The organism is Saccharospirillum sp. HFRX-2, assembly GCF_043196805.1.
Taxonomy (GTDB): domain Bacteria; phylum Pseudomonadota; class Gammaproteobacteria; order Pseudomonadales; family Natronospirillaceae; genus Saccharospirillum.
On record NZ_JBEBMU010000001.1, the window covers coordinates 732,913 to 757,208 of the forward strand.

Annotated in this window: 28 protein-coding genes; 5 read left to right on the forward strand and 23 right to left on the reverse strand. The window is 55.2% G+C overall.

From position 1 onward, the window contains the following. Positions 1-48 precede the first annotated feature (48 nt). The 3 genes from ABMA60_RS03620 to ABMA60_RS03630 all read right to left on the reverse strand — a co-directional run bounded on the left by ABMA60_RS03620 (position 49) and on the right by ABMA60_RS03630 (position 3,488). Positions 49-1,359: a hypothetical protein gene (locus ABMA60_RS03620; RefSeq protein WP_392798839.1), complete on the reverse strand. Its 1,311-nt coding sequence runs from the start codon at positions 1,357-1,359 to the stop codon at positions 49-51. Positions 1,360-1,564: 205 nt separating this feature from the next. Next, positions 1,565-2,917 carry a hypothetical protein gene (locus ABMA60_RS03625; protein WP_392798842.1) on the reverse strand — a complete coding sequence of 451 codons (1,353 nt, stop codon included), beginning with the start codon at positions 2,915-2,917 and terminating at the stop codon, positions 1,565-1,567. A 154-nt stretch (positions 2,918-3,071) separates the two neighbouring features. Further along, a complete protein-coding gene (locus ABMA60_RS03630; protein WP_392798845.1) occupies positions 3,072-3,488 on the reverse strand; it encodes a GFA family protein in 417 nt (138 codons plus the stop codon). Positions 3,489-3,548: 60 nt separating this feature from the next. On the opposite strand from ABMA60_RS03630, the gene ABMA60_RS03635 reads away from it, so the two are divergent. The 3 genes from ABMA60_RS03635 (at position 3,549) to ABMA60_RS03645 (ending at position 5,409) form a co-directional block, all read left to right on the forward strand. Next, entirely contained in the window at positions 3,549-4,349 is an 801-nt protein-coding gene (locus ABMA60_RS03635) for a pyrroline-5-carboxylate reductase family protein (protein WP_392798848.1), read from the forward strand. Between the two features lie 73 nt (positions 4,350-4,422). Next, entirely contained in the window at positions 4,423-4,773 is a 351-nt protein-coding gene (locus ABMA60_RS03640) for a MerR family transcriptional regulator (protein ID WP_392798851.1), read from the forward strand. A 57-nt stretch (positions 4,774-4,830) separates the two neighbouring features. Continuing rightward, on the forward strand, positions 4,831-5,409 hold the full coding sequence (locus tag ABMA60_RS03645; RefSeq protein ID WP_392798853.1) for an NAD(P)H-dependent oxidoreductase: 579 nt from the start codon (positions 4,831-4,833) through the stop codon (positions 5,407-5,409). Positions 5,410-5,412: 3 nt separating this feature from the next. On the opposite strand, the gene ABMA60_RS03650 is transcribed toward ABMA60_RS03645, so the two are convergent. The 18 genes from ABMA60_RS03650 to ABMA60_RS03735 form a co-directional block, all read right to left on the reverse strand. Then, on the reverse strand, positions 5,413-5,988 hold the full coding sequence (locus tag ABMA60_RS03650) for a HupE/UreJ family protein (protein ID WP_392798856.1): 576 nt from the start codon (positions 5,986-5,988) through the stop codon (positions 5,413-5,415). 16 nt (positions 5,989-6,004) lie between these two features. Further along, entirely contained in the window at positions 6,005-6,652 is a 648-nt protein-coding gene (ureG, locus tag ABMA60_RS03655) for an urease accessory protein UreG (protein ID WP_392798858.1), read from the reverse strand. Positions 6,653-6,662: 10 nt separating this feature from the next. Further along, on the reverse strand, positions 6,663-7,340 hold the full coding sequence (locus tag ABMA60_RS03660) for an urease accessory protein UreF (RefSeq protein WP_392798860.1): 678 nt from the start codon (positions 7,338-7,340) through the stop codon (positions 6,663-6,665). Continuing rightward, positions 7,321-7,764 (reverse strand): urease accessory protein UreE, encoded by a 444-nt coding sequence (gene ureE, locus ABMA60_RS03665; RefSeq protein ID WP_392798863.1) that lies wholly within the window; start codon positions 7,762-7,764, stop codon positions 7,321-7,323. The genes ABMA60_RS03660 and ureE overlap by 20 nt, the downstream gene beginning before the upstream one ends. Positions 7,765-7,910: 146 nt before the next feature. Next, entirely contained in the window at positions 7,911-9,617 is a 1,707-nt protein-coding gene (gene ureC, locus ABMA60_RS03670; RefSeq protein ID WP_392798865.1) for an urease subunit alpha, read from the reverse strand. Beyond that, the gene (locus ABMA60_RS03675) at positions 9,617-9,937 is read right to left on the reverse strand and encodes an urease subunit beta (protein WP_392798867.1); all 321 of its coding nucleotides are present in this window, start codon (positions 9,935-9,937) and stop codon (positions 9,617-9,619) included. The genes ureC and ABMA60_RS03675 overlap by 1 nt, the downstream gene beginning before the upstream one ends. Positions 9,938-9,947: 10 nt before the next feature. Beyond that, positions 9,948-10,250 (reverse strand): urease subunit gamma, encoded by a 303-nt coding sequence (gene ureA, locus ABMA60_RS03680; RefSeq protein ID WP_392798871.1) that lies wholly within the window; start codon positions 10,248-10,250, stop codon positions 9,948-9,950. A 27-nt stretch (positions 10,251-10,277) separates the two neighbouring features. Further along, on the reverse strand, positions 10,278-11,144 hold the full coding sequence (locus ABMA60_RS03685) for an urease accessory protein UreD (RefSeq protein WP_392798874.1): 867 nt from the start codon (positions 11,142-11,144) through the stop codon (positions 10,278-10,280). Positions 11,145-11,146: 2 nt separating this feature from the next. Continuing rightward, positions 11,147-11,842, reverse strand: a complete 696-nt coding sequence (urtE, locus tag ABMA60_RS03690) for an urea ABC transporter ATP-binding subunit UrtE (RefSeq protein WP_392798877.1) — start codon at positions 11,840-11,842, stop codon at positions 11,147-11,149. Next, entirely contained in the window at positions 11,839-12,660 is an 822-nt protein-coding gene (urtD, locus tag ABMA60_RS03695; protein ID WP_392798880.1) for an urea ABC transporter ATP-binding protein UrtD, read from the reverse strand. Before urtD ends, urtE begins: the two co-directional genes overlap by 4 nt. Further along, positions 12,657-13,793, reverse strand: coding sequence for an urea ABC transporter permease subunit UrtC (gene urtC, locus ABMA60_RS03700; protein ID WP_392798883.1), 1,137 nt, complete (start codon positions 13,791-13,793; stop codon positions 12,657-12,659). The genes urtD and urtC overlap by 4 nt, the downstream gene beginning before the upstream one ends. Next, a complete protein-coding gene (gene urtB, locus ABMA60_RS03705) occupies positions 13,790-15,382 on the reverse strand; it encodes an urea ABC transporter permease subunit UrtB (RefSeq protein WP_392798885.1) in 1,593 nt (530 codons plus the stop codon). Before urtB ends, urtC begins: the two co-directional genes overlap by 4 nt. Positions 15,383-15,455: 73 nt before the next feature. Then, entirely contained in the window at positions 15,456-16,739 is a 1,284-nt protein-coding gene (gene urtA / locus ABMA60_RS03710) for an urea ABC transporter substrate-binding protein (RefSeq protein WP_392798887.1), read from the reverse strand. A 258-nt stretch (positions 16,740-16,997) separates the two neighbouring features. Next, on the reverse strand, positions 16,998-17,687 hold the full coding sequence (locus ABMA60_RS03715; RefSeq protein WP_392798890.1) for a DUF799 domain-containing protein: 690 nt from the start codon (positions 17,685-17,687) through the stop codon (positions 16,998-17,000). After that, on the reverse strand, positions 17,684-18,025 hold the full coding sequence (locus ABMA60_RS03720) for a DUF4810 domain-containing protein (protein WP_392798893.1): 342 nt from the start codon (positions 18,023-18,025) through the stop codon (positions 17,684-17,686). The genes ABMA60_RS03715 and ABMA60_RS03720 overlap by 4 nt, the downstream gene beginning before the upstream one ends. After that, on the reverse strand, positions 18,022-18,360 hold the full coding sequence (locus ABMA60_RS03725; protein WP_392798895.1) for a hypothetical protein: 339 nt from the start codon (positions 18,358-18,360) through the stop codon (positions 18,022-18,024). Before ABMA60_RS03725 ends, ABMA60_RS03720 begins: the two co-directional genes overlap by 4 nt. After that, a complete protein-coding gene (locus ABMA60_RS03730) occupies positions 18,360-19,316 on the reverse strand; it encodes a CsgG/HfaB family protein (RefSeq protein ID WP_392798898.1) in 957 nt (318 codons plus the stop codon). The genes ABMA60_RS03725 and ABMA60_RS03730 overlap by 1 nt, the downstream gene beginning before the upstream one ends. Before the next feature lie 132 nt (positions 19,317-19,448). Then, complete coding sequence (locus tag ABMA60_RS03735; RefSeq protein ID WP_392798901.1) at positions 19,449-20,264, reverse strand: AraC family transcriptional regulator; 816 nt, start codon at positions 20,262-20,264, stop codon at positions 19,449-19,451. Between the two features lie 148 nt (positions 20,265-20,412). On the opposite strand from ABMA60_RS03735, the gene ABMA60_RS03740 reads away from it, so the two are divergent. Next, on the forward strand, positions 20,413-21,150 hold the full coding sequence (locus ABMA60_RS03740; RefSeq protein ID WP_392798904.1) for a siderophore-interacting protein: 738 nt from the start codon (positions 20,413-20,415) through the stop codon (positions 21,148-21,150). A 16-nt stretch (positions 21,151-21,166) separates the two neighbouring features. Here the strand turns inward: ABMA60_RS03740 and ABMA60_RS03745 are convergent, their stop codons facing one another. Next, positions 21,167-21,724 (reverse strand): nucleotidyltransferase domain-containing protein, encoded by a 558-nt coding sequence (locus ABMA60_RS03745; RefSeq protein ID WP_392798907.1) that lies wholly within the window; start codon positions 21,722-21,724, stop codon positions 21,167-21,169. A gap of 102 nt (positions 21,725-21,826) precedes the next feature. Here ABMA60_RS03745 and ABMA60_RS03750 point away from each other — a divergent pair, with 102 nt between their 5' ends. After that, positions 21,827-22,456: a DNA-binding response regulator gene (locus tag ABMA60_RS03750; protein WP_392798910.1), complete on the forward strand. Its 630-nt coding sequence runs from the start codon at positions 21,827-21,829 to the stop codon at positions 22,454-22,456. Here the strand turns inward: ABMA60_RS03750 and ABMA60_RS03755 are convergent. Then, on the reverse strand, positions 22,453-24,198 hold the full coding sequence (locus ABMA60_RS03755; protein ID WP_392798913.1) for an ATP-binding protein: 1,746 nt from the start codon (positions 24,196-24,198) through the stop codon (positions 22,453-22,455). The genes ABMA60_RS03750 and ABMA60_RS03755 overlap by 4 nt on opposite strands. Between the last annotated feature and the right edge of the window lie 98 nt (positions 24,199-24,296).

The following is a 24,296-nucleotide window of genomic DNA, read 5'->3' on the forward strand; positions in this document are numbered from 1 at the left end:
AGTGAGTTGTGACGTCAGTGTCTTTTGAGTGGGGACAGGATCTTCCGATCAACCTGAAGGCAATAAATAGTCCGATAGATCTATATTAAATATTCGGAGCATGGCTGGTACCGGCCTGGCATAGGTTGTGTCCAGAAGCCAAAGACTGCTGTCGTCCGGATCACTGGAAATATCCCAGTTTACGTTCTTGTAAGTAGAAAGAGATTTTTGGTTGCTAAAGGTTACATTGGTCGTTCCATCTGGGACGCTATCGATATCCTCGGATTGGGCAAGAGATTCGACCGTAATAGTCGCGGGTGCTTCACTGGGTGCATCAAAAAAACTGTCAAGATTGACGTCATCAATTTCTAACCAAAACACATAGCTTTTTGACACAGTCAGTTGACGTCCGCCGTTCGAGCCAGTCATGCCACCAATTTTGTCGTCGGCGTGAATGGTTGTGCCCAAGGAACAACTGTCTTGGACGTCTAGGTCGCCATCTAGGTAACCGATGAATCCACCCGCTGAATTATTCTGGGCCGTGATTTCCCCACCCACAATGCAACTTTGAACAATGCGGTTAGCGCCATCGATCACTCCAGCCAGACCACCCACAGCGCTGTTTCCGGTAATTTGAAAATCTTCCAGCGCCAAATGCTGAATTGTTGCATTGTCCAGCGCAGCGAAGAGTCCCACATAACTAAAGGTTGGCCTGTTGATAGTGATATTACGAATGACATGCCCGAGTCCGTCGAGTTTGCCCGTAAATGGAACAACATCGGTCTGATGCGTGATTTGATAAAACCCAGAGCCGCCGTTCCAGCTACTGGTAGCCGATGCATCGATATTGCTGCCGAGGGCGTAGTTATTATTCAGGTTGCCACTGATGCCTTGCAGATCGGTACCGGTGGTTGAGCCAGGCTGGCCAAGCGATGTGATGACGGTGTATTCATCACCATTCACTCGAAAGTTTTGGCCGGCCGATAAATTCACCGGTTTGCGCAAATGGTAGTCGTGCCCGGGGTTATCGATGATCAGTTTGCCCTGGCTCGCGCTGATGCCGCCGAATAACTCAATGTCGTTGTCCGCCTGTAAGGTTAACGAACGACGACTGCTCCACTGAATGGGGCTTAACAGCGTCAACACTTCTGAGTTCTGGGTTTTAAGAATGACGTTGCCCTGAGCGAGATTGGCGGCAACCACCCTGGCTTCGGCGTCCCCCACAACAACACCACTGTTGAGTGTACAGATGCCGCCGTTGCAAGGCATGGTATCGACTGTGGGTAAAGAGCCACCGCCGCCCGTTTCTGAATTACAACCGGCCAATCCCAGTGCAAACAGGGCCAGATAGAATTCCCATTTAAAAAACAAACTGCGCATGACGGCTCTCCGCTGTTGCAAGCAATATTAGAGTCGTCAGTGTTGAGTTTAAGAGGGGAAAGAGGAATACCGCAGGATGTGGTATTCCTCAGTATAGTTTCTGTTCAAACAATTGGGCTTTCGCAAGTTAATACGTTAAACAGCCAATTGAACGTAGTCTTATTCAAAACAATCTCAACTAATTATCGCGGCGAAGAATCTGTGACTAATCGTCGTGTAAGTAGTCGGTTAAATCAAATTCAAAGATGCGTAACATGGCGGGTACTTTCCGAGCGTAGGTTTTGTCTAAATACCAAAGGCTATTGCTTTCTGGGTCAGTTGAAATATCCCAAGATACATTTTGGTAAGTTGAAAGATTTCCGAGTTCGCTTCCTGTCAATGGTGTACGGCCGGAATCGTTGTTAGGATTGGTCGGTGTTGAAGATATACGATGAACTAGACTATTTATTACCGTTGGCGCTGCGATTTCATCTCGGGCAGTTATGAAGCCAATTTCCGAGGCACCATCTTCGTCAGTCAAGTTCAAATGAAATGCGTAGCTATCTTCAACCGTCAAGTTATGATTGTTGTATCCAACCATTCCTCCAACACTGTGATCGGCGTATATAGCGGTACCGAGGATGCAGCTATCGACGATGACACTGTCTCCGTAACTGCTTCCAACCAACCCAGCTGCGTTATCTGAAAAGGCGGTTATTGTTCCACCAATAACACAGACCTGGGTAACCTTGGAGTCTTCAATGCTACCAGCGAAACTACCCACTGAGCTATAACCTTGTACCTGAATATTCTCCAGAGCCAGGTGTATCAAGGAGGCGTCTATCATCCCGGAGAAAAGACCAACGTAGTTGTCTTCGGATCTATCAATGTGAATATTTCGAATCACGTGCCCTAAACCATTCAATGAGCCTGAAAAGGTTGTATCGCTATCATCAGCATTGCCAATGGGAGAGAAACCTTCACCTGAATTCCAACTGCTGGTTGTCGATGCATCAATATTACTGCCAAGGGCATAGTTATTATTCAGGTTGCCACTGATGCCTTGCAGGTCGGTACCGGTGGTTGAGCCAGGTTGGCCGAGCGATGTGATGACGGTGTATTCATCACCGTTCACTCGAAAGTTTTGGCCGGCCGATAAATCCACTGGCTTGCGCAAATGGTAGTCGTGCCCGGGGTTATCGATGATCAGTTTTCCCTGGCTCGCGCTGATGCCGCCGAATAACTCAATGTCGTTGTCCGCCTGTAAGGTTAACGAACGATGACTGCTCCACTGAATGGGGCTTAACAGCGTCAGCACTTCTGAGTTCTGGGTTTTAAGAATGACGTTGCCCTGAGCGAGATTCGCGACAACCACCCTGGCTTCGGCGTCCCCCACAACGACCCCACTGTTGAGTGTACAGATGCCGCCGTTGCAAGGCATGGTGTCGACGGTAGGTAAGGAGGCGGTGCCACCATCATCGGAGGTAGTGCCGCCGCTTTCTGAATTACAACCGGTCAGTCCTAAGACGGACAGCGTTATAAAAACTACCCAGTAAGAATTGCAGATCAGACCGCGCACGGTGGCCCCCTTGTATGGTTTAACAGGAGGGCTCAGTCTCAGTTTGTTAGCGAGGGAATTGAATACCGCAGGATGCGGTATCGAGGGCTTAAAAATGTGGAATGCCGCTCAATGGTGAACCCAGAGCGGCGTTATTTTGCGATAAAAATGCCGTTCAATTCTGGCGTTCAACCGTCGGCACACCTTCGGGAATTTCAAACCAATCTTGCTTTTCGCTCACCCAAACATGCATCGTTGGTTGAATCACTCGGGTGTCTTCTAATGTGCTGGGTTTGAGTTTGATGTGCTCCGGGTCAGCCGGGTTGAAATGGTAGAGGCGGTTGCCGCAATTGGGACAGAAGGCAGCACCATTTATATTGCCGCTGTCGGCTTTGCGCTCCCAGAATTTCAGTTCGCCATGAACGGTAAGCGCGCTGGCTTTTACCATAGCTGTTACGCTAAACGCACTGGTCGATAGCTTCTGGCACTGGCGGCAATGACAGGCAATCACTTTTAGTGGTGGCTCGGCCAGTTCATAGGTGATGCTGCCGCATTGGCACGAACCCTTAAGCGGGTATTGAATGTCAGTCATGATCGGCTCCAGGCTGTTGGTCGGTCGCCATAAATTCCCAGCTTTGCAGAGGATTGGCAAATGCAAAATCATCAACGCCTCGGCATTATCGGTGGTTTCGGCTGGATGGGTCGTTCGCTGGGCCGGGCAGTGTTAACGCGAGGGCTGATTGAACCCAGCCAACTGATCCTTTCGTCGCGCTCACCGCAAGCAGCCGTTTATGCCGACTGGCCAGGTGTGGAGATCACCACCGATAACCAGCAATTGGTCGATATGGCCGATCTGCTTGTGCTGTCGATTCGTCCGCAGGATTTATCTGCGCTGAGCGTCAATGCTCAGGGCAAAACAGTGATTTCTTTGCTGGCGATGACCGACGCTGCTGAATTATCACAGCAGCTGAGGACCGACCGCATCGTGCGCGCCATGCCCAATGCCGCCGCCGAAATCGGCCGGGCGTTTTATCCTTGGTGGGCAAGCGAAGCGGTGTCGCAAGCAGACCGCCGGGACGTGCAGCATCTGCTGTCCAGCTGTGGCAGGGCGCGTGAAGTGCCAACGCAAGCGGCCTTCAGTTATCTGGCAGCCTTGTCTGGCCCCGGTCCGGCGCTGCCGGCTTTGCTGGGCAGAGCCATGTTGGCTCACGCTAAAGCTCAGGGTTTGGCTGATGACCTCGCGCTCGATGCCGTCTTGCATACGCTGGCCGGTGGCAGTGAGCTGTTGTTGCATGAAGGCACCGACCCGACCGCCATGGTCGATGCGCTGATCGGTTATCAGGGCGTGAGTGCGGCGGCCTTGCAAAGCCTGACCGATAGCGGTTTTGAACAACAAGTGGCGCAAGCCCTGGAAGCCGCCCATCAGGTTGAGTTAAAACCGTTTTCGCAATAAGCCTCGGCCAACTGGAAAACGCCGCGCGCTCCCCCATTTGAACTATAGAGCTATCACCAGTAAGGGCATCAGGATGTACATCGGAGAACTCGCCAATCGCACCGGCACCACACCCAAGGCGCTGCGCCATTACGAAAGCTTGGGCATTTTGCCAACGCCAAAACGACGTGGCCGTTACCGCGACTACAGCGATGAGCATCGTCATTACGTTGAGCTGATCCAGTCGGCCAAGGCGCTGGGGCTGACATTGAAGGAAATTCGCAGCGCTGGGCCGGTCGATCCAAAAGCGCCGTATTCGACTGGCGTTGCCGCCTTGCTGCAGCGCAAACGTCAGGCCTTGCTCGATGACATCCAGCAACGCCAACAATCACTCAAGGCCATCAATCAATGCCTGAACGATTGGCAACGGTGTACTGAAGCTTGACTCTGCCCTTAGGGGCAGACGCCAGACTGACGGTTCATTGTTTGAGGAGTAATGATGATGAGTCGCAAAATACTGGTGTTAAATGGCAACCCGAAAACCGACAGTCTGAGCCGGGCCCTGACCGAGCGCTACGTCAGTGCTGCCAAAGCGCAGCACGACGTGCATCAACTGAATATCGGTGAGATGGATTTCGAGCCGGATCTGATGGAAGGCTATGATCGAGTCCAGCCTTTGGAGACCGATCTGGAAATATTCCAGACGGAATTACAGTGGGCCGATCATTGGGTTGTAGTCGCACCCATCTGGTGGGGTGGTCCTCCGGCGAAATTAAAAGGCTTATTCGACCGGGCACTGCACCCTGGCTTCGGCTTTAAATACCGTCCCAATTCGTTGCTACCTGATCGCCTGTTAACCGGCCGCAGTGCACGCTTGATTCTGACCATGGATACGCCCATCTGGTACGATCGTCTGGTGCTGAAAAAACCGGGTGTGCGGTTGTTGAAAACCGCGACCATGGAGTTTTGTGGTATCAAACCGGTGCGGGTAACCAGCTTTGGTCCGGTGGTGAAATCCACTGAGAAACAACGCCAGCGCTGGCTGGAAAAAGTGGCCCGCCTGGGCGCGGCAGGCCGATAATTTTCAGCCAACACTCAGGCTGGCGCCCAGTAAAGCGATGGCAGCGCCGGCCCAAGGCTCCAGTTTTCGACCCGCCAGTTTCTGGCTGAGTGCGCCACTGGCGAGGCCTGCCAGATGCAACAGGGCGGTGGCCAGAGCAAAGCCGACTGCGTAGCCAACGGCGCTGCCATGGGTAGGCATTTCCAGGCCATGCGCTAAGCCATGAAAGACGGCGAATAAACCACAGCCGGCGGCAGCTAGAACAGTCGGTACGCGTCCGGCCAGTGCCAACGCCAAACCGATGACAACGCTGGACGCGAGAATCATCGGTTCCATGGCCGGCAGGCTCAATCCTGCCATACCCAAAGCGCCGCCAAACAGCAACGCCACTACAAAGCTGGCCGGTACCCAGAAGCGTGCCGAACCACCTAAGTAAGCCGCCCAGATACCCACGGCGATCATTGCCAGCAGATGATCGTAACCACCGAGCGGATGCCCAAAACCGGACGCCAAACTGGCTTCACCATGGCCGCTGTGTGCCAGTGCCAGCGATGGCAAAACCGCGGCTAAAGTCAGACTGATTCGAAGCAGAGTTTTCATGATGTTTCTCCTGGATTTATACAACGGCCTGCGCCGGTGGCAGGGTTTTCGATTCGAGCATGCCTTCGCGCACGATGATGTCGATAACAGCGTCTAAACCTTCGGCTTTTTTGAGGTTGCAGAACACAAAGGGTTTGTCGCCGCGCATTTTTTTGGCATCGCGATCCATGACATCGAGGTCAGCCCCAACCAGCGGCGCCAGGTCGGTTTTATTGATGATCAACAAGTCGGATTTGGTGATGCCCGGTCCGCCTTTGCGCGGAATTTTGTCGCCGGCGGAAACGTCGATCACATAGACGGTGAAGTCGGATAATTCCGGGCTGAAGGTGGCGCTTAAATTGTCGCCGCCGCTTTCTACGAAAACGACATCGAGTGCTCCGTGTCGTGCCACCAGTTCGTCGATGGCCGCCAAATTCATCGACGCATCTTCACGAATGGCGGTGTGTGGGCAGCCGCCGGTTTCGACACCCAAAATGCGATCGGCATCGAGCGCTTCATGGCGCGTTAGAAAGTCGGCGTCTTCGCGGGTGTAGATGTCGTTGGTGACCACGGCGATGTCGTAGTGCTCGCGCAAGGCGGCGCAAAGCGAACGCAACAGAGCGGTTTTCCCGGAGCCGACCGGGCCGCCGACACCGACGCGTAAGGTTTGTTTGTTCTGGCTCATTTTTGTCTCCTTAAGATCGAAACAGTCGACTGTATTGATGTTCGTGTTGTGCACTGGCAATGGCGAGCGCAGGCAAGCCGGCGCCAATGGCGTCGTCGGCTATGCTCTCTGCTGTAGCCAGTGCGGCCGGTATTTCCTGCTGTAATTCGCCGAGTAATTTCTGCGCATCGGTCTGGCCCAAGGGCACCAGTTTTGTTGCTGCTGCGACCTGATTTTCCAGCCAGGCCCAGCTGTAGCCGAACGCGGCCGCCTGAGCGTTAATGCCCCAGCGCGATGCGGCGATGGCAAAGGCGGTGACAAAGCTCAGCTCGGCCGCCGGAGCAAAGGGCAGTGGCATATCCAGATGGCGCAGCAGCCTTGCCAGGGCAGCGCCCATGGCGGTATCGGTCAGCCGTAATTCTTTGGTTTCGCGGCACGCCAGCGCCAGGTCATTCCATTCACTGAGCTGGTCAAGATTGCCAGTTTCGTTGGCGCTCAAAGCGCGCAGCAATAAGGGCAAATCCAACCGCGCCAACGACAGTTTCATCTGCGCCGCGAGATAATCCCGCGTGCTGTCGCGGTCGGTCAGCCAGCCGTTTTCGATGGCGCTTTCCAGACCTTGCGAGAAGGAAAAACCGCCGACCGGTAAACTCAGGCTTGCCAACTGCAACAGTCGTAACAAACTGCCATCAGTGGTGGTGATGACCATGGCTGTAAGCTCCAGATTCAGGATTGAAAACCGCCATCTCTGCTTCGGTGGTTAAACCCAAGCCGTGCAACATGTCTTCCAGTACATGGTCGGGTTGAATGCGTAACCAGCGCTCGCCGACTTCTACCTTGGTGTGGCGATTGCCCAGGTGATAACAGGCGCGGGCGAAGGTTAGCCAGTCGTCGCAACGCGCAATAACGGTGGCTTCCAGTGCGCCTTTTACTTGCAGGTGTCGGCCGCATTCGCTTTTTAATATTTCGCCCACCGCTAAAGGCCGACCACGTTCTAAAAACAAACGCACTTCTTCGCCGCTATCGGCGAATACTCTGAGGCGTCCTTTCTCGCGTTGTTCGAAAGTCAGGGTGATACCGGCTTCTGAATCGACTGGGGTTTGGGTGCCTAAGCGTTCATGGATATTGAGCATTTTTTTGGTCCTGTGGTGATTGGTCCGCCCCGGGCTCGGGTGCGACTTCAGCGACACGCTGTAAATCCTTCCCTGGACGCTCGACGGCAGCATCCCTGCTGCCGACGGTCACTGAAGTCGCACCCGAACCCGTGGCTTTGCCTGTGCTAAAACAAACAATATCGCTGCGCCAATGGCAGCTCGGTCGCCGGTTCGCAGGTCAGCAATTCGCCGTCGGCGCGTACTTCATAGGTTTGCGGATCGACGCTGACATCCGGTTGCCAGTCGTTCAATTTCATATCGCTTTTGCTGATGTTGCGCGTGTTTTTGCAAGCCACTAACGGACGCGTTAAACCTAATTGCTTGCTAATGTCGGCATCGAGTGCTGCCTGGCTGACAAAGGTGATGGAGGTTTGTGCCGCTGCCTGACCATAAGCGCCAAACATCGGCCGGTAGTGCACCGGCTGGGGTGTAGGAATCGACGCATTGGGGTCGCCCATCGGCGCAGCGGCGATCATGCCGCCTTTTAAAATCATCGCCGGTTTAATGCCAAAAAAGGCCGGTTTCCAGAGCACCAGATCGGCCAGTTTTCCCGGTTCGATGGAGCCGACATCTGCGGAGATGCCGTGGGTAATGGCTGGGTTGATGGTGTACTTGGCGACGTAACGACGGGCACGAAAATTATCGCAGCCGAGGTCGAGATCTTCGGCCAGTAAACCGCGTTGTTTTTTCATCTTGTCGGCTGTTTGCCAGGTGCGGGTGATGACTTCACCGACCCGACCCATGGCCTGTGAATCGGACGCGATCATGCTGAAGGCGCCGAGGTCGTGAAACAGATCTTCGGCGGCGATGGTTTCTTTGCGAATGCGTGAATCGGCGAAGGCGACGTCTTCGGGAATGCGCGCATCCAAGTGGTGACACACCATCAACATGTCGAGATGTTCGTCGATGGTGTTGACGGTATAAGGTCGCGTCGGGTTGGTGGACGATGGCAACACATTAGCGCGCGCACAGGCTTTAATAATATCCGGTGCATGACCGCCGCCGGCGCCTTCGGTGTGGTAGGTGTGAATCACTCGGTCTTTGAAAGCGCCGAGGGTGTCATCGACAAAACCGGATTCATTCAGGGTGTCGGTATGAATGGCGACTTGCACGTCGTATTTTTCGGCGACGCTTAAACAGTTGTCGATGGCCGCTGGGGTGGTGCCCCAGTCCTCGTGCAGTTTTAAGCCGCAAGCGCCGGCAATAATTTGCTCTTCCAAAGCCTCCGGTTGGCTGCCGTTACCTTTGCCGAGAAAACCTAAATTCATCGGCATGGTATCGGTGCTTTGCAGCATCTTGCCGAGGTACCAGGGGCCGGGTGTGCAGGTGGTGGCTTTGGTGCCGGTAGCCGGGCCGGTGCCGCCGCCGATCATGGTGGTCACGCCCGACATCAGCGCTTCTTCAATTTGTTGCGGGCAAATAAAATGGATGTGCGCGTCGATGCCGCCAGCGGTGACAATATTGCCTTCACCGGCGATCACTTCGGTGCCGGGGCCGATGATGATATCGACGTCATCCATGATGTCGGGGTTACCGGCTTTGCCGAGCGTTTCGATGCGGCCGCCGCGAATACCGATGTCGGCTTTAACAATGCCCCAGTAATCGAGCACCAGTGCATTGGTGATCACTAGGTCGACCGCCGTGGCGTTGCTTTCCTGGCTCTGGCCCATGCCATCGCGTACGACTTTACCGCCGCCGAATTTTACTTCGTCGCCATAATGACTGTGATCGGCTTCCACCTGTATCCATAAATCGGTATCGCCCAGGCGAACTTTGTCACCCGTCGTCGGGCCAAACATCTGGGCGTAACTTTGACGATCGATCGAACTCATTATTGGGTCTCCTTCGGCAGCGCGCCCATCACTTCTGCGCGAAAACCATGGACAATGCGTTTGCCAACAAAGGGCACTAAAGTGACCGTGCGTGATTGCCCGGGTTCAAAACGCACGGCGGTGCCAGCGGCGATGTCGAGATGAAAACCAAGCGCAGCAGTGCGGTCGAATTGCAGCGCCGGGTTGGTTTCGGCGAAGTGGTAATGCGAGCCAACTTGCACCGGACGGTCGCCGCTGTTTTCGACGGTTAAGGTCAGCCGTTTGCGGCCAACATTCAGTTCGATGTCGCCCTCGGCGACCTGAATTTCTCCGGGAATCATCGGCGTCTCCTCAGGCTATGGGGTGGTGAACGGTGACCAGCTTGGTGCCGTCCGGGAAGGTGGCTTCAACCTGTACTTCATCGATCATCTCGGCGATGCCATCCATCACCTGATCGACACTGAGCAGTTCTTTGCCTTCGCTCATTAATTCGGCCACGGTTTTGCCATCGCGCGCGCCTTCAGCAATGGCTAAACTGATGTAGGCCACGGCTTCGGGGTAATTCAATTTCAGGCCGCGCGCCAGGCGTCGCTCGGCGAGTAAGCCGGCGGTAAAAACCAACAGTTTGTCTTTTTCTCTGGGCAACAATTCCATAACGATTTCCTCGACCTAAACGGTTATTCAGGTATTCCAGACGCGCGGCGGGCAAGCCGGCACGCCAACCAATGCCGGCCGCAAATGCGACCAGCAACGGGTAAATAATTCACGCACCGGTTCCGCCCGGTTTGCCAGGGCGCGCACCGTTATAAAACGGCCCACCTGACTGACACCGGCCAATGCTTCGCGCTGACATAAAGCGCGCAGTTCATCCAGTAATTCGCTGTCTTCGTGTGCAAAAGGGCCGGCGACCAGCAACCCATTGATCGCTTTTTCGCGCAGGCCGGCGCTGCCATAGACGGCATCGCGATTGGCTTGTTGCAAGGCAAAGTGTTCGCGTAAAACCACCTTGCCCGCCTGACGTATTTGCAGTCGTTGTTGCAGTTCGCCCGCTTCCAGATCACGCGCGCTGGCGGGCCAACCCAGGCTGGTGATTTCCCAACCGATAAAGCGTGATTCATTGTCGAGTTCGACGTCGGTATCCAGCCGTGCCCGCGCATTGGGGTAGATGATGTTTTCCTGCGGTAACCATTCCAGAACACCATCGGCGGCAACGCTTAACTGGTTGCGTTGGTATTGCAACGCGCCATCGCTGCGGGCGCGATAAGCGCGGCCGGCACCCGGCGTGGTAATCAACGCATGGGCTTGCGGTTCAACCTTAATGGCGATGCGCAAATCATCGCCCGAGACCAAACCGCCAGGTGGGTGCAGCAGGTAGACGTGAGCGCAGTCGGCGCCTTCCGGGTAGAAGGCTTTTTGTACATAGAGCGGGCCCTGATGCCGGCAGCGCACCAGACGCGTGCCGCGAGTACCACTGGCGAAAGCCAGGCTTAACCAGGCATCCCAATGGCTGGCGACGGCGGCGGTTGGCAAGTCGACACGGCTGTTCATGGTCACACCGCCAAGTGTTGGCGAATGAGCTCGTCGGTTAAATTCGCCATCTGGTCACTGGCGACAATGCGGCCTTTTTCCATCAAGCGAAATTCCTGACCGACGCGTCGGGCGAAGCCGAGTTTCTGCTCTACCAGAATGACCGTCAGGCCGTCCTCGCGTTGCAGGCGCTGAATAACATCACCGATCTGGGCGACGATGTTGGGTTGAATGCCTTCGTTGGGCTCATCGAGGATTAGCACTTTCGGATCGAGCACCAGGGCGCGACCTATCGCCAATTGCTGTTGCTGACCGCCGGATAAATCGCCACCACGGCGGTGCATCATTTCCGCCAGAACCGGAAACAGCTCGAAGATTTTTTCAGGAATTTTCTTGGCTTTATCCGGCCGCGCTTTCAAGCCGATGCGCAGATTTTCTTCCACGCTTAACAGCGGAAAAATATCCCGCCCTTGTGGCACATAACCGATGCCGGTACGTGCGCGGCTTTCAGCCGAACGGTGGTGAATGTATTCACCATTAAAGAGGATTTCGCCACTTTTGATCGGTAATAAACCCATCAGGCACTTCAGCAAGGTGGTTTTACCGACGCCGTTGCGGCCCATGATGCAAGTGCAGGCACCGGGTTTGATGTCGAGGTTCAGATCCCAAAGGATTTGCGTGCCGCCGTACAGTTGGTTGAGGTCGCGAATATCAATCATGCTTCTTCCCCCAGGTACACCTCGATGACATCCGGGTGATTCTGAATCTGGTCCATGGTGCCTTCGGCGAGCACCGAGCCTTGGTGCAACACCGTGACGGTGCGAGCGATGGAGCGCACAAAGGCCATATCGTGTTCGACCACGATGACGGTGCGTTCACCGGCCAGCGAGGTCAGTAGTTCAGCGGTGCGGTCGGTTTCTTCTGCGGTCATGCCAGCAACCGGTTCGTCGATCAGTAGCAGGCGCGGATCGGCCACCAGCAACATGCCGATTTCCAGCCATTGTTTTTGGCCGTGCGACAAGCTGCCCGCCAGCATCATCCGTTGCCCGGTGAGACCAATGGTTTTTAACACTGAGTCGATGCGATCGATGTCCGCAGACGACAGCCGGGCCATCAAGGTGGGCCATAAACCCTTTTGGCTCTTCATCGCCAGTTCGAGGTTGTCGAATACCGTCTGAGCTTCAAAGACGGTTGGCTTCTGGAATTTCCGACCAATACCGAGCTGGGCGACTTCGGCTTCGGAGTGCGCCAGCAAGTCGATGGTCTGGCCGAAAAAAGCGCGGCCGGAATCGCAGGCGGTCTTGCCGGTAATGACATCCATCAGGGTGGTTTTACCGGCGCCGTTCGCACCGATCAGGCAGCGCAATTCGCCGTCGTTTACGTAGAGATTCAAATCGTTCAGCGCTTTAAAACCATCGAAGCTCACGCTTAAACCTTCGACGTACAAAATAACTTGATGCGATACATCGACCGGTACCTGAGTCGGCGCTAAAAACGGCCAGACATGATTGTGGTCGAGCATAGGATGAGCAGTCATGCGGTTGGCTCCTCAGTCGGTTTCGATGGTTTAAAACGGGAGCGCAACTGGCCCACCAGTCCGACCAGACCTTTGGGCAGGAACAAGGTAACCAGCACAAAGAGGCCGCCGAGAATAAACAGCCAGCCGTCAGGCAGGATGGCGGTGAAACGCGTCTTGGCATAGTTGACCAGCAGCGCACCGACGACCGCACCGTACAGCGTGCCGCGACCACCAACGGCCACCCAGACCACCAACTCAATCGACTTCAGCGGTGCAAACTCGCCAGGGTTAATAATGCCGACCTGAGGCACATAGAGCGCCCCGGCGATGCCGGCAATAACGGCGGAATAAACGAATAGACCGACCTTGTAACGCTCGGTGCGATAACCCAGAAAACGCACCCGGTTTTCGCCATCGCGAATGGCTTCAATCACCTTGCCGAAACGCGATTTTAAAATCGCCTGACTGAGCACATAGACCAAACCCAGTATTAGTGCGGTGATGGCAAACAAAGCCACCCGAGTGGTATCGGACTGCAGATCAAAACCGAGCAGGTCTTTAAAGTCGGTCAGGCCATTATTGCCACCAAAGCCCATTTCGTTACGGAAGAAGGCGAGCATCAAGGCGTAGGTCAGTGCCTGGGTTATAATCGACAAATAGACGCCGGTCACGCGCGAATGAAACGCCAGCCAACCGAATACAAAGGCGAGCAGGCCGGGTACAAAAACGACCATCAGCATGGCGAACCAGAATTGATCCATACCCAGCCAGAACCAGGGCAGTTCATCCCAATTCAGGAACACCATAAAGTCGGGCAGGATGGGGTTGCCGTAAACACCACGGTCGCCAATCTGGCGCATTAAATACATGCCCATGGCGTAGCCACCGAGTGCGAAAAAGGCACCGTGGCCCAAACTTAAAATGCCGCAATAGCCCCAGATCACATCGACCGAAAGTGCGAGCAGAGCGTAGCTGAGGTACTTACCCAGTAAGGTGATGGTGTAAGTCGACACATGCAGCGCCGAGCTTTCGGGTATTAACAGATTGCCCAGTGATGCCAGCAAGGTGACGCCAAATAAGATCGCCACGAAGGGCAGGGTTTTACTGCCGGGCGCGCGCCCAAGCGAGAGAAAATGCGTGATGGCATTCATTCAGCAGCCCTCCCGCGTTGTGGGAACAAGCCTTTGGGCCGCTTCTGAATAAACAGAATAATAAACACCAGAACCAGCGTCGTGGCGAGCACCGTCCCGGTAATCGGCTCCAGGAATTTATTGGCAATACCAAGGCTGAACGCGGCCACCAAAGTGCCGTACAAATTGCCCACGCCACCGAACACCACCACCATAAAAGAATCGATGATGTACGACTGACCCAGGTTCGGCCCAACGTTGGTGAGCTGGCTTAATGCCACACCACCAACACCGGCCACACCAGAACCCAGCCCGAAGGTCAGCGCATCGACCCAATCGGTTTTAATGCCCATGGCTTTAGCCATGGCACGGTTTTGTGAGACGGCACGCACCTGCAAGCCGAGTGAGGTTTTTTTCATGATCAGTACCAGCAGCGCAAAGACAATCAGCGCGAAGATCAGGATGAAAAGTCGGTTATAGGTCAGCGATAACGCCGGGTTGATTTGCCAGGAACCACTGAGCCAATCCGGCGCAATCACGCGTCGGTTCAAGGGCGAGAAAACAGTGCGTACCAGTTGTTGCAAAATCAGGCTGATACCGAACGTAGCGAGCAGGGTTTCCAGTGGCCGGCCATGCAAAAAGCGAATGACGCAGCGTTCAATTAAAACGCCGACGCTGCCGGCGACTAAAAACGCCATCGGAATCGCTACCCAGATCGATTGATTAATCGCATTGGGCATCAGTTGTTGCACCACAAAGGTGGTGTAGGCGCCGAGCATCAGCATTTCACCATGCGCCATATTGATCACGCCCATAACGCCGAAAGTGATCGCCAGACCGAAGGCGGCGAGCAATAACACCGAGCCGAGGCTCAGGCCGAAAAACAGCTGGTCGACATAGCTGTAGAAGGTAAATTTCTGCTCGATGCTTTTTAATGATTGTGCTGCGGCGCTTTGCACCGCTGCCGGTGCGTCTTCATCTTCTGCCAAACGCGCCAGTTCATTGCGCACGGTGTTTTGCAAACTGTCGCTGAGTTCATCGATGGCTTGTACGCGCTCGCCCACCGCCTCGCTGCTTTGAGCGGTGTATAAATTCAGCGCGGTATTGAGCGCTTGCTGAACTTTGGCATTCTGTTCGTTGGCACGCAGCGCATCGAGTTGCGCAACGGTGTCGGCGTTGAGTTGGGTCAGTAATTCATAGACGGCGGCTTCGCGAATAGCCGGGTCGGGTGCGGTGAGTTTTAAGCGCGCCAAGGAGTCATTCAGGTAGCGGCGCAGACGATTATTAACGCGTACCTTGGTGACATCCTCTTCACTTAACGAGGCGATAACCTCGCCACTGAGAATGCCGGTAAAGGGCGCCGAGCCGGAAGCGGGATCGGCGGCAACCAGAGTTTGATCGGCATCGCTGTAATAGAGGTTGCCGTTAAACAAGGCATCGAACAATGGCAATAAACGCGGGTCGCCTTCGGCTTCCAACGTCTCCAATAACGACTGGGTTTCAGCCAGGCTGGCTTCGGTCAATTCACCGAGGCGTTGTTCAAACAGCGACTCGGCCAACGCCGAACTGGTCAACAACCAAAGTGCGACCCAAAGGCAAAAACGTCTCACGGCGAAACCTCCAAGTAGAGCAAAAAAGCGGGCGACTGAGTCGCCCGTAAACGAGAGAGTCGGGCTTAAAAACTCAGTAGTTCTGTCCCGAGCAGGTTTCGGTTTCGGTGTTGTAGTTGCCGCAGTGAATCGGGTTGGTCCAGTCGGCGATGAGCATTTTTGAATCCGGCAGGAAGTCGGACCAGGCATCACCGGCGACGACGCCATCGGTGCTCCATACCACTTCGAACTGGCCGTCATCCTGAATCTCACCAATCAATACTGGCTTGCTCAGGTGGTGGTTGGCGTTCATCACCGCCATGCCGCCAGTCAGGTTCGGTACTTCCTGGCCGATCATCGCCGCTTCTACCGCATCCACATCGGTGGTGCCGGCTTGTTCAACCGCTTGCACCCACATTTTGAAACCGATGTAGGTGGCTTCCATGGGGTCGTTGGTGACGCGGCTGTCGTCGCCGGTGAACTCATGCCAGGCGGCAATAAATTCATCGTTGGCATCGCTGTCGACGCTTTGGAAATAGTTCCAGGCAGCCAGGTGGCCGACCAACGGACCGGTGTCGATACCGGACAGTTCTTCTTCACCGACCGAGAAAGCAACCACCGGGATTTCGAAAGAATCGATATTCTGGTTACCCAGTTCGCGATAGAACGGCACGTTGGCATCACCGTTGATGGTAGAAACCACTGCGGTCGGTTTGCCGGCGCTGCCGAATTCTTTGATGTCAGACACAATCGACTGCCAATCGGAATGGCTGAACGGTGTGTAGTTGATCATGATGTCTTCTTCAGCAACGCCATGATCCATCAAATAAGCTTCGAGAATTTTGTTGGTGGTACGCGGATAAACGTAATCGGTACCGGCCAAAACCCAACGCTCAATACCCAGGTCGTTCATCAGATAATCGACCGCAGGAATGGCTTGCTGGTTTGGCGCTGCACCGGTGTAGAAAATGTTTTCGGAAGATTCTTCACCTTCGTACTGAACCGGGTAGAACATCAGGCCGTTCAGTTCTTCGACCACCGGCAATACCGATTTGCGTGATACCGAGGTCCAGGCACCGAAGATGACATCGACTTCTTCTTCGGTCAGCAGTTCGCGTGCTTTTTCGGCAAATAACGGCCAGTCGGATGCCGGGTCAACGACGACGGCTTCCAGCGGACGGCCGAGCAGGCCGCCGGCGGCGTTTTGTTGTTCCACCATCATCAGCACAGTGTCTTTTAAGGTGCTTTCACTGATGGCCATGGTGCCGGACAGTGAATGCAAAACGCCGACTTTAATCGGATCTTCGGCCAGGGCGTTGCCGCCAATGACCGCACTCAAACCCAGCGCCAGGCCGGGCAATAAATGCTTGGTATTCATGTTAGGACTCCCCTTGCTCTTTTTAGGTAGGAAACGGATCAGCGATTCGTTAGAACCCGAGCGTTTTTGTGAACGGGTTCACTGAAGGCATCAGCACAGCCGATGTTGGGCGAGCCGGGCAGGTCGGCCTAGTGGGTGATTGGCGGGGAGGGGTGGGGTATTTGACGTATTGATCTGATTGGACTCAGCATGCCAATGCATGATGCAGTTATAAAAAAACCGGGCATCGCCCGGTTTTATTGGTTTCGATCTCAGCTGTTACTCAGCTTCAGCCGCGGCTTTCTCTTCGGCCAACTGCTGGTAGTAACTGTCGTAATAATGCGAGTAAGGCCCGGGCGGTAACGGCGTATAACCGTAGTTAAATGCCTGCGCATTGGCTTCGCGCGTCAGCGGCAGATAATTGGGCGCGGCGCGTTCAACAGCAGCGTTGATGGCCGACGACAATAAACCGGCCATACCGCCACCGTTGTTTTCACTTTGCGGGGTGTAGCTGAGGTTTTCGCGAGCGGTCCAGAGTTCCACGCCGTTTTTATCGACGATGCGGTATTCAAAATCGACTTCGGTGGTGGTGGAAATCACCACATAACGCGAGGTCCATTCGTGAATGGTGACGTACAGAATGGCGTCGGCACCAAACATACTGGCTAAGTCACTCGAAGCCATTTGATGAATTTCCGCCGGCTCATAGAGGCCTTCGTATTCCAGAATGGTTTTCACCGTGTTCACCGGAAAGACGTAATAGCCTTTTTCGCCGAGCAGTTTTGGCAAGGTGGTGAGCACCGAACTGGGCGCCTGCACATCGACCGATTCATTAACCACCGGTACCACCAGAATGGAGGTGGGTTTGACCGCGTGGTAGGTCGCTAACGGATCGCTGTAGGGAAAGCTGACACAACCGGCAAGCAGGGTGACCAGACTGAGTGCCAATAACAGACGTATTGAACTCATTGGTTGCCTCCCAGATTTTCAATCAGCGAACCCATCAGCGTGCGGCTTTCCGGCCAGGTGTCGTACTCCAGTTGGTAGTACTCTAGCGCTTGCTCGGTGTTGCCCGCCTGCAAATAAAAAGTGCCGGCTTCGGCCAGTAGGCCTGGAGCAGGTGTCTGGCCGCGTGCCATCACTTTGTCGAGAAATTCGACGTGATCGGCGACCACCGCTTCCTGCTGGCTCGGTTCGGTGTAGTAGACGAAGAGGTCTTCTTCGTAGCTGCCCCAGTTGTACAACTGGGTGGATTCGCAGCCGGCCAACAGCAGTGCCGGCACCATTAACCAGAGCGCGCCTTTCATGGCGTGACCTTCAGAATGCGGGTGTCGCCGTCACTGAGAAAGACTTCGCGGTTCAGTTTGCGCTGACCGTTGTACCAGACTTCGACCACATGCCGACCGGTAATGACCCGCACCGCACTGGCCGAACGAGTGCCCGCCAGGTATTGGCTCATGTCGCCGTATTCGATGCCATCGATGACCACCTGATAGCCGTTGGCCGACGTGCCTTCGGGTAATTCAAAGGCGATGCGTGGGCGATCATCAACCGTGGTGGTGACTTGTGTTGGCGACTGAGCACAGGCGGCCAGCATGACAACCGTGACCAGAGCGAGCAGTGCTGCGTTGAATGCTTTCATCAGTTGGCCTCCCGGACTTCCAGTTGATTCAGATCCTGACCAGCGATGGAGCCGGAGATCAGACCGCCATAAGCGCCTTCTTCCAGTTCGCTGTCGCCGAAGGTGCCGTCGATGCGCAACTCGCCAATTTTGTTACCCGGCAAGGTGATGATGCCGCCGGTGGTTTGCGAAGTAACCTGGCGACCCCGGGTCATCACATCGAACACCATGCCCGGACGAATGCCCTGGCTGGCACCGCCGCTGATATAAACCAGACCGTCTTCCACCGCCAGCACATCAGCCGACCAGGGTTTTTCCAGCATCAGCAGGGTGAGTTTTTCCACCGCCGCATTCACTGCCGCGCCAATGGCCTGGTCGTTCAGGCTGCCGTCGTAACTGGCGACCGAACCAAAGCCCATGGTGCTGGCGGTTTCGGTAGACGATGAGCCGGTGCCGGTGACCGATTCGGTGACCTGGCCGGTGCGGGTGTCGACCAAACGCAGGTCAACAGTCGCGGTTGCTTCCTGGCGTTTGGAGGACGACAAAAAGCCGGATTCGCCGGTGGTGGAACGGCCGAATTCAGTCAATGAACCGATCACCAGCGTATCGACGCCAACGATGTTGACGCTCTGGCCAGACAGCTCGGATTCGCGCTCCAGCAAAGCGACATCCGGGCGTTCAAAAACCAGATAGTTGTTCGAGTTGATCAGCGACTGGACAAACATATCGGTGATCTTCTGATCGATGTTATTACCCGCATTGGTGCCGAGCAGGCTGCGGCCATAAGTCGTTTCGTTCGACAGTCGGCCGACGGCGATTTTACGCTTGAGCGCCAGCCGCGTGGGTGCCGCAGCGGCTTGCTGGGCGGCACGCTGTTGTGCGGCGGAAACCGGTGCTTCGACGTCCGTCAGGTTCGGGCTCTGGCTGGCGCAGGCAGCCAAAACCAGTGGCAGCGTCAGTAACAGAAGTTTTTTCATGGAACATTCCTTTCCCAAAAAAGCGCCGCCGGAATGGGGCGCAGAACAAGCGGTAAGCCGCGCCACAATAGCAAAAGCGAGGCGCTTGTGAAGTGACTTTTAGCTAAAGGTATTGGCCAATTGATGCCTCTTTCAACCAATCACCGCCTGGCCCTGCCGAGCCATATAACGGCTGGGCGAACAGCCCAGCAATTTGCGGAACATGGTAATGAAATTGCCCGCGCTTTCGTAACCGAGTTCCAGCGCCACCTGTTTAACGCTGGCGCCACAGGAAAGCTGGCGCAGCGCGATCATCACCATCCACTGTTGGCGCCAGCGGCCGAAGCTGAGCCCGGTATCAGCCTTGATGATGCGCGCCAGGCTGCGTTCGCTCAGGTTCAGCCGCTGCGCCCAAACCTTGATCGGACTGTGATCATCCGGGTGCTCCAGTAACTGGCTGACCAGCGGCTGCAAACGCGGATCACGTGGCATTGGTAAATTGAGCTGTTCGATGGTGGCACTGGAAATTTCGTCCTTGAGCACCGCCAGCAAACGCGCCGCCGCACCCTGGCGCGGATAGGGCACCGGAAAATGCGCCAGCCGGGCCACCACTTCACGCACCAGGGAGGTGATGGCCAGGGTGCAGGGGTGGGAAGGCAGCTCGGTAGTCAGCTTGGATTCCAGAAAGACGTTGTAACCCTCCAACGGGCCGCTGGCCTTGATCGAATGCAGCGCCTGAGGCGGCAGCCACAAGGCGGTGTGCGCCGGTACCAACCAGAGACCGTCTTCCACGTCACAGGTTAAGGCACCTTGCAGCGCGAACAGCAACTGGCCGCGCTCATGGCGATGCGGCTCAAGCTCGAAGCTGACGATGGGCTGCAGCAGCCGGGTACCGAAGACGACTGAGCCGTCAATGTCGTCCGGCGATTGCAGGGCGTCTTTTTGTTCAAAACTCTCGATAAAGGGCATCAGTGAATCGTTATGGCTGAATTGCAAATAATTATGGCTTTATTGCCCAATTTAGCCAGAGCGATATGGATATATAGTGCCTGTGACATTTTGATGATGGCGGTCTGGTGCACCCGGTGGCGCGCCGGATACGCACTTGGAGATGGCTATGACACAGCACAGCGAACCCGCACCAGCCGATAAAACCGAGGGGCGTTTTGCCCGACTGATCAAAGAATGGGTATTGGACCCGGTCACCGTTGAGCAGGTGGCGCCGGTGGCTGATGGTTTTCGTCTGCTCGATCTGAGCATCGACCCGAGCAAGGCGTCGCAGTGGACGCCGGGCGATAAAGTGCAGATCGCCATTGGCTCTGGCCTGGCGGCGCGCACCTACACACCCTTTAACTTGGATAGGGCAACGGGCCGCTTTCAGATTCTGGCGTATCTGCACGATAACGCTGGCCCCGGCTGCGATTGGCTGCGTAACGCCAAACCGGGCGAACAGTACCGTCTGCTCGGGCCGAGAAAATCGCTGAAGGCACCGACCAGCGAAGGCACCTTGCTGTTGATCGGTGACGAAACTTGTTTTGGTTTGGCTGCTGCGTTAACGCATCAGTCGCAATTGCGCTGTTTGTTTGAGGTCGGGCAGGTGGCGAACAGTGAGAAGGTTCTGGATCTGCTGGGTGTGCAATCGTCCGTGCTGGTGCAACGCGAACCGGGCGACAACCACTGGCAGCGAATGCAAAAAGAAATTCTGAAACTGGATCAGCACAGCGGGCATTTTATCTTGGCTGGCAAGGCGTCATCCATTCAGCGCGCTCGAAGCTGGCTGAAAATACATGGCGTCAGCAATCAACGCATGCATGCCAAGGCCTATTGGGCACCGGGTAAAAAGGGGCTGGATTGAACTCAGTTGCGTTGGGTTACAGCGCTGCCGCCAAGCGTTTTAGGTAGCTTTTGGCGAGTTCGGTCTGGCCACGGCTTAACCACTTGATGCAACTGAGCAGTTCCCAGATAAGTCCAGCGTCGCCCTTCTCATAGACTGCAAAATCCTCATGCGCCGGGGCGGGTTGATCGGTGAGGCGTTCGGCGACGATATTGGCTTTGTCGAACAGGACTTGATAAGGCTGGGCGATCTCGAACGGTTCACTTAAATCGGCGCAGTGAATTTCAGCGCTGGTGCAATCGTCGAAGATGTATTTCTTAAAACTGGCGCGTTCATTGTGATCGCCTTCCAGTCGATACAGGATGGTGAAAGCCTGTTCAAAGCGTTGATGGGCTGCGGCACTGCGGCGATGAAAACCGTTGCGGGTGAAGACCATCAGGTCGAGGTCGGAAAGGCGATCGCCAGTGCCTCCGGCCAATGAACCCAGCAGCACGGCCGCGACCACATCGGGTTCCGGTTCGAAGGTCTGCATAAAGTGGTTGAGCAAGCTTTGCTGGTGTGGCAGGTGGCTCAATCCATCGCTGACATCGGTCATTTTTTTGCCTCGGGTAATCACGCTTTCATGACTTTGGTGTAGGCTAACCCTATCAGTGAGTTTATTGCTGTTCCGCTCTGGAAATAACATCACGGCATTTTTATGGATAGACCCCTACAGCGATGGTTGATTGTTGACGACCATCAGATGTTCTCTGAGGCGTTGGCACTGACACTCGCCAGCCTCGATCCGCAATTGAAAGTGACCACGGTTGCTAATGGCGATGCTGCCCTGACCGAGCTGGCAACGAGCGCAGACATCACCCTGGTGCTGCTGGATCTGGACTTGCCGGACCTGCATGGCCAGAGCGTTTGTGAGTTATTGCTGCAGCGTAATCCGGGTTTGGCGGTGTTGGTCTGTTCGGCCAATCCCAGCCCTTTGAGCGCGCAACAATTACGCGCGGCCGGTGCGCGTGGTTACTTGACCAAAGATCAGCCAGCACAGGCATTATTGGCGGCGGCGCGTTCCATTCTCGATGGCGAAAGCTGGGTGACAACACCACAGTTGCGTCAGTTAACCGAACAGCACGATGCCGGCACAGATTTGCTGTCACCGCGTCAGCGTTCGATTTTGCGCTTGATGCAAAGTGGTCAGACGGTGGACGAGATGGCGCAGCAACTGCATCTGAGTGCCAACACCATAAAGACGCATATTCGCCTGATGTACGACAAACTCGATGCGCGCAACCGCAGCGATTGTCTGCGCATCGCCGAACGCCTGGGGCTGCTTTAGGCCGTCTTGGATAAGTTGGCGTCGGTGCGCGCCAGTGCCGACAAAACCTGAGCCAGCTTTTGCGGTTGCACCGGTTTGAATAACACCTCAACACCTTCCCGCTGACGCGTCCGACACTCCAGCGCCGTATTGCCCGACAGAATCACCACCGGTACGTCCGGCTGATGTTCGTGCACGCGGGCAATAACGTTATCGCTGTTGGTCTGGCTGTCGATTTCATCATCGGTGATCAGCAGATCAAAGGACTCACCCGTGGCCAGATGTTGCTCCAGTTCTTCGCCGCTGCGTGCCGTCCAGACATCGCAATCCCAACCCACCAACGTCGTCGACAGCGCATTGAGTACCGTAACTTCATCGTCTACCAGCAATATCCGCAACGCCGGTGGTGGTTGGTGGTTATCGGTCATAGGCTGGGTGGGTTTGATCGCGCTCTGCGATGCCAATGGCAGGTGCAGTTGGAAGCGGCTGCCAAAACCCAGCTGCGATTCCAGTTGCAAATGAATGCCCAGTCGCTGACACAGCCGGGTGACGATCGACAAACCCAGACCAAAACCCTGCACCTTTATTTCGCGGCCATCGGCGATGCGATAAAAGGCTTCAAAGACTCGCGCCTGTTGGTCGGCATCGATGCCCGGACCGCTGTCACCTACGCTCAGTAGACAAAAATGACCGCTTTGTTCGAGCTTAATTTCAACGCCACCCTCGGTGGTGTATTTGAGCGCGTTATCGAGCAGGTTGCTGACAATCTGGCTAAGCATCTGCGGGTTGGTTTCGACCCACATTTCGGTGTCGGTGGCCGTTAACGTCAGGCCTTTGCGTTCCGCCTGAGGTGTGAAGCGTTGCAGCAATGGTTGCATCCAGGCACCCAGATTAAAGGCGACCTTGTCCGGCTTTTGCGTCGGTGCATCCATGGCGGACAAATCGAACAGGTGACTGAGCAGGTCGTTCACGGTATGCAGGCTGTCATCCAGACGCTCGATGATATCCGGGTCGATCGGGCCGTTTTTGTGATCGTTCAGCAAACCGCTATACAGCGCCGCTGCCTGCAAGGGTTGACGTAAATCGTGACTGGCGGTGGCAATAAAACGGTTCTTTTCGGCCACCGCCTGTTCAGCCTCGCGATTGGCCATTTGCAGTTCCACCCGCAAGCGCATGTGTTCCATCTGTTTACGCTGGCTGATCAGGCTCGATAGCGTGAGTACAGCAATGGCTATCGGTCCGATCAGCCAATAACGCCCTTCACTGTTGAGGATAAATTGGGCGGTAAAAGACAATACGGTTGGCGCCAAAAATGCCAGGTAAATAATCGGGTAAGGATAGGCGCCCAGCGTGACCGACGGCATTGCCGAAAACAGCATTAAAATGGACAGCAGGACAAACACCTGGAACTGCGAAGCGGAGCCAAAAAATAACCAGGGCGCTGTCGCCCAGAACAGCCCCCACAGGATTGCCAGATAAAGGTTCTGGGTACGCCAGCGTTTCAACTGTGTCAGATCGGTTGGTGGAGAGCGCTGGAAATGTTGCAGAGCAACAAGGGTAATCACCGAGACAATACCCAGGCAAGCAAACCAGAACACCAATGCCCACAGCGGTGCACTCAGACCAAAGACCAGCACCGGAATCGCCGAAGCCGGGATGGACGACAGCGCTCGTGGTCGCAGTTCTTTGCTGAATTGCTGATAACGAAGCCACTGAATCTGATGTTCAACAGCGTGATTGTGCGACAAAGGCATATGCAGCATGGTTCTGGCCCGGCGAAGGCCCGGATGTTGCCATATCCCGGGCGGGGTTCAAGCGAAAATGACTCTTTATTAGGCGTCATTAGAAACGCTTGAGGCCG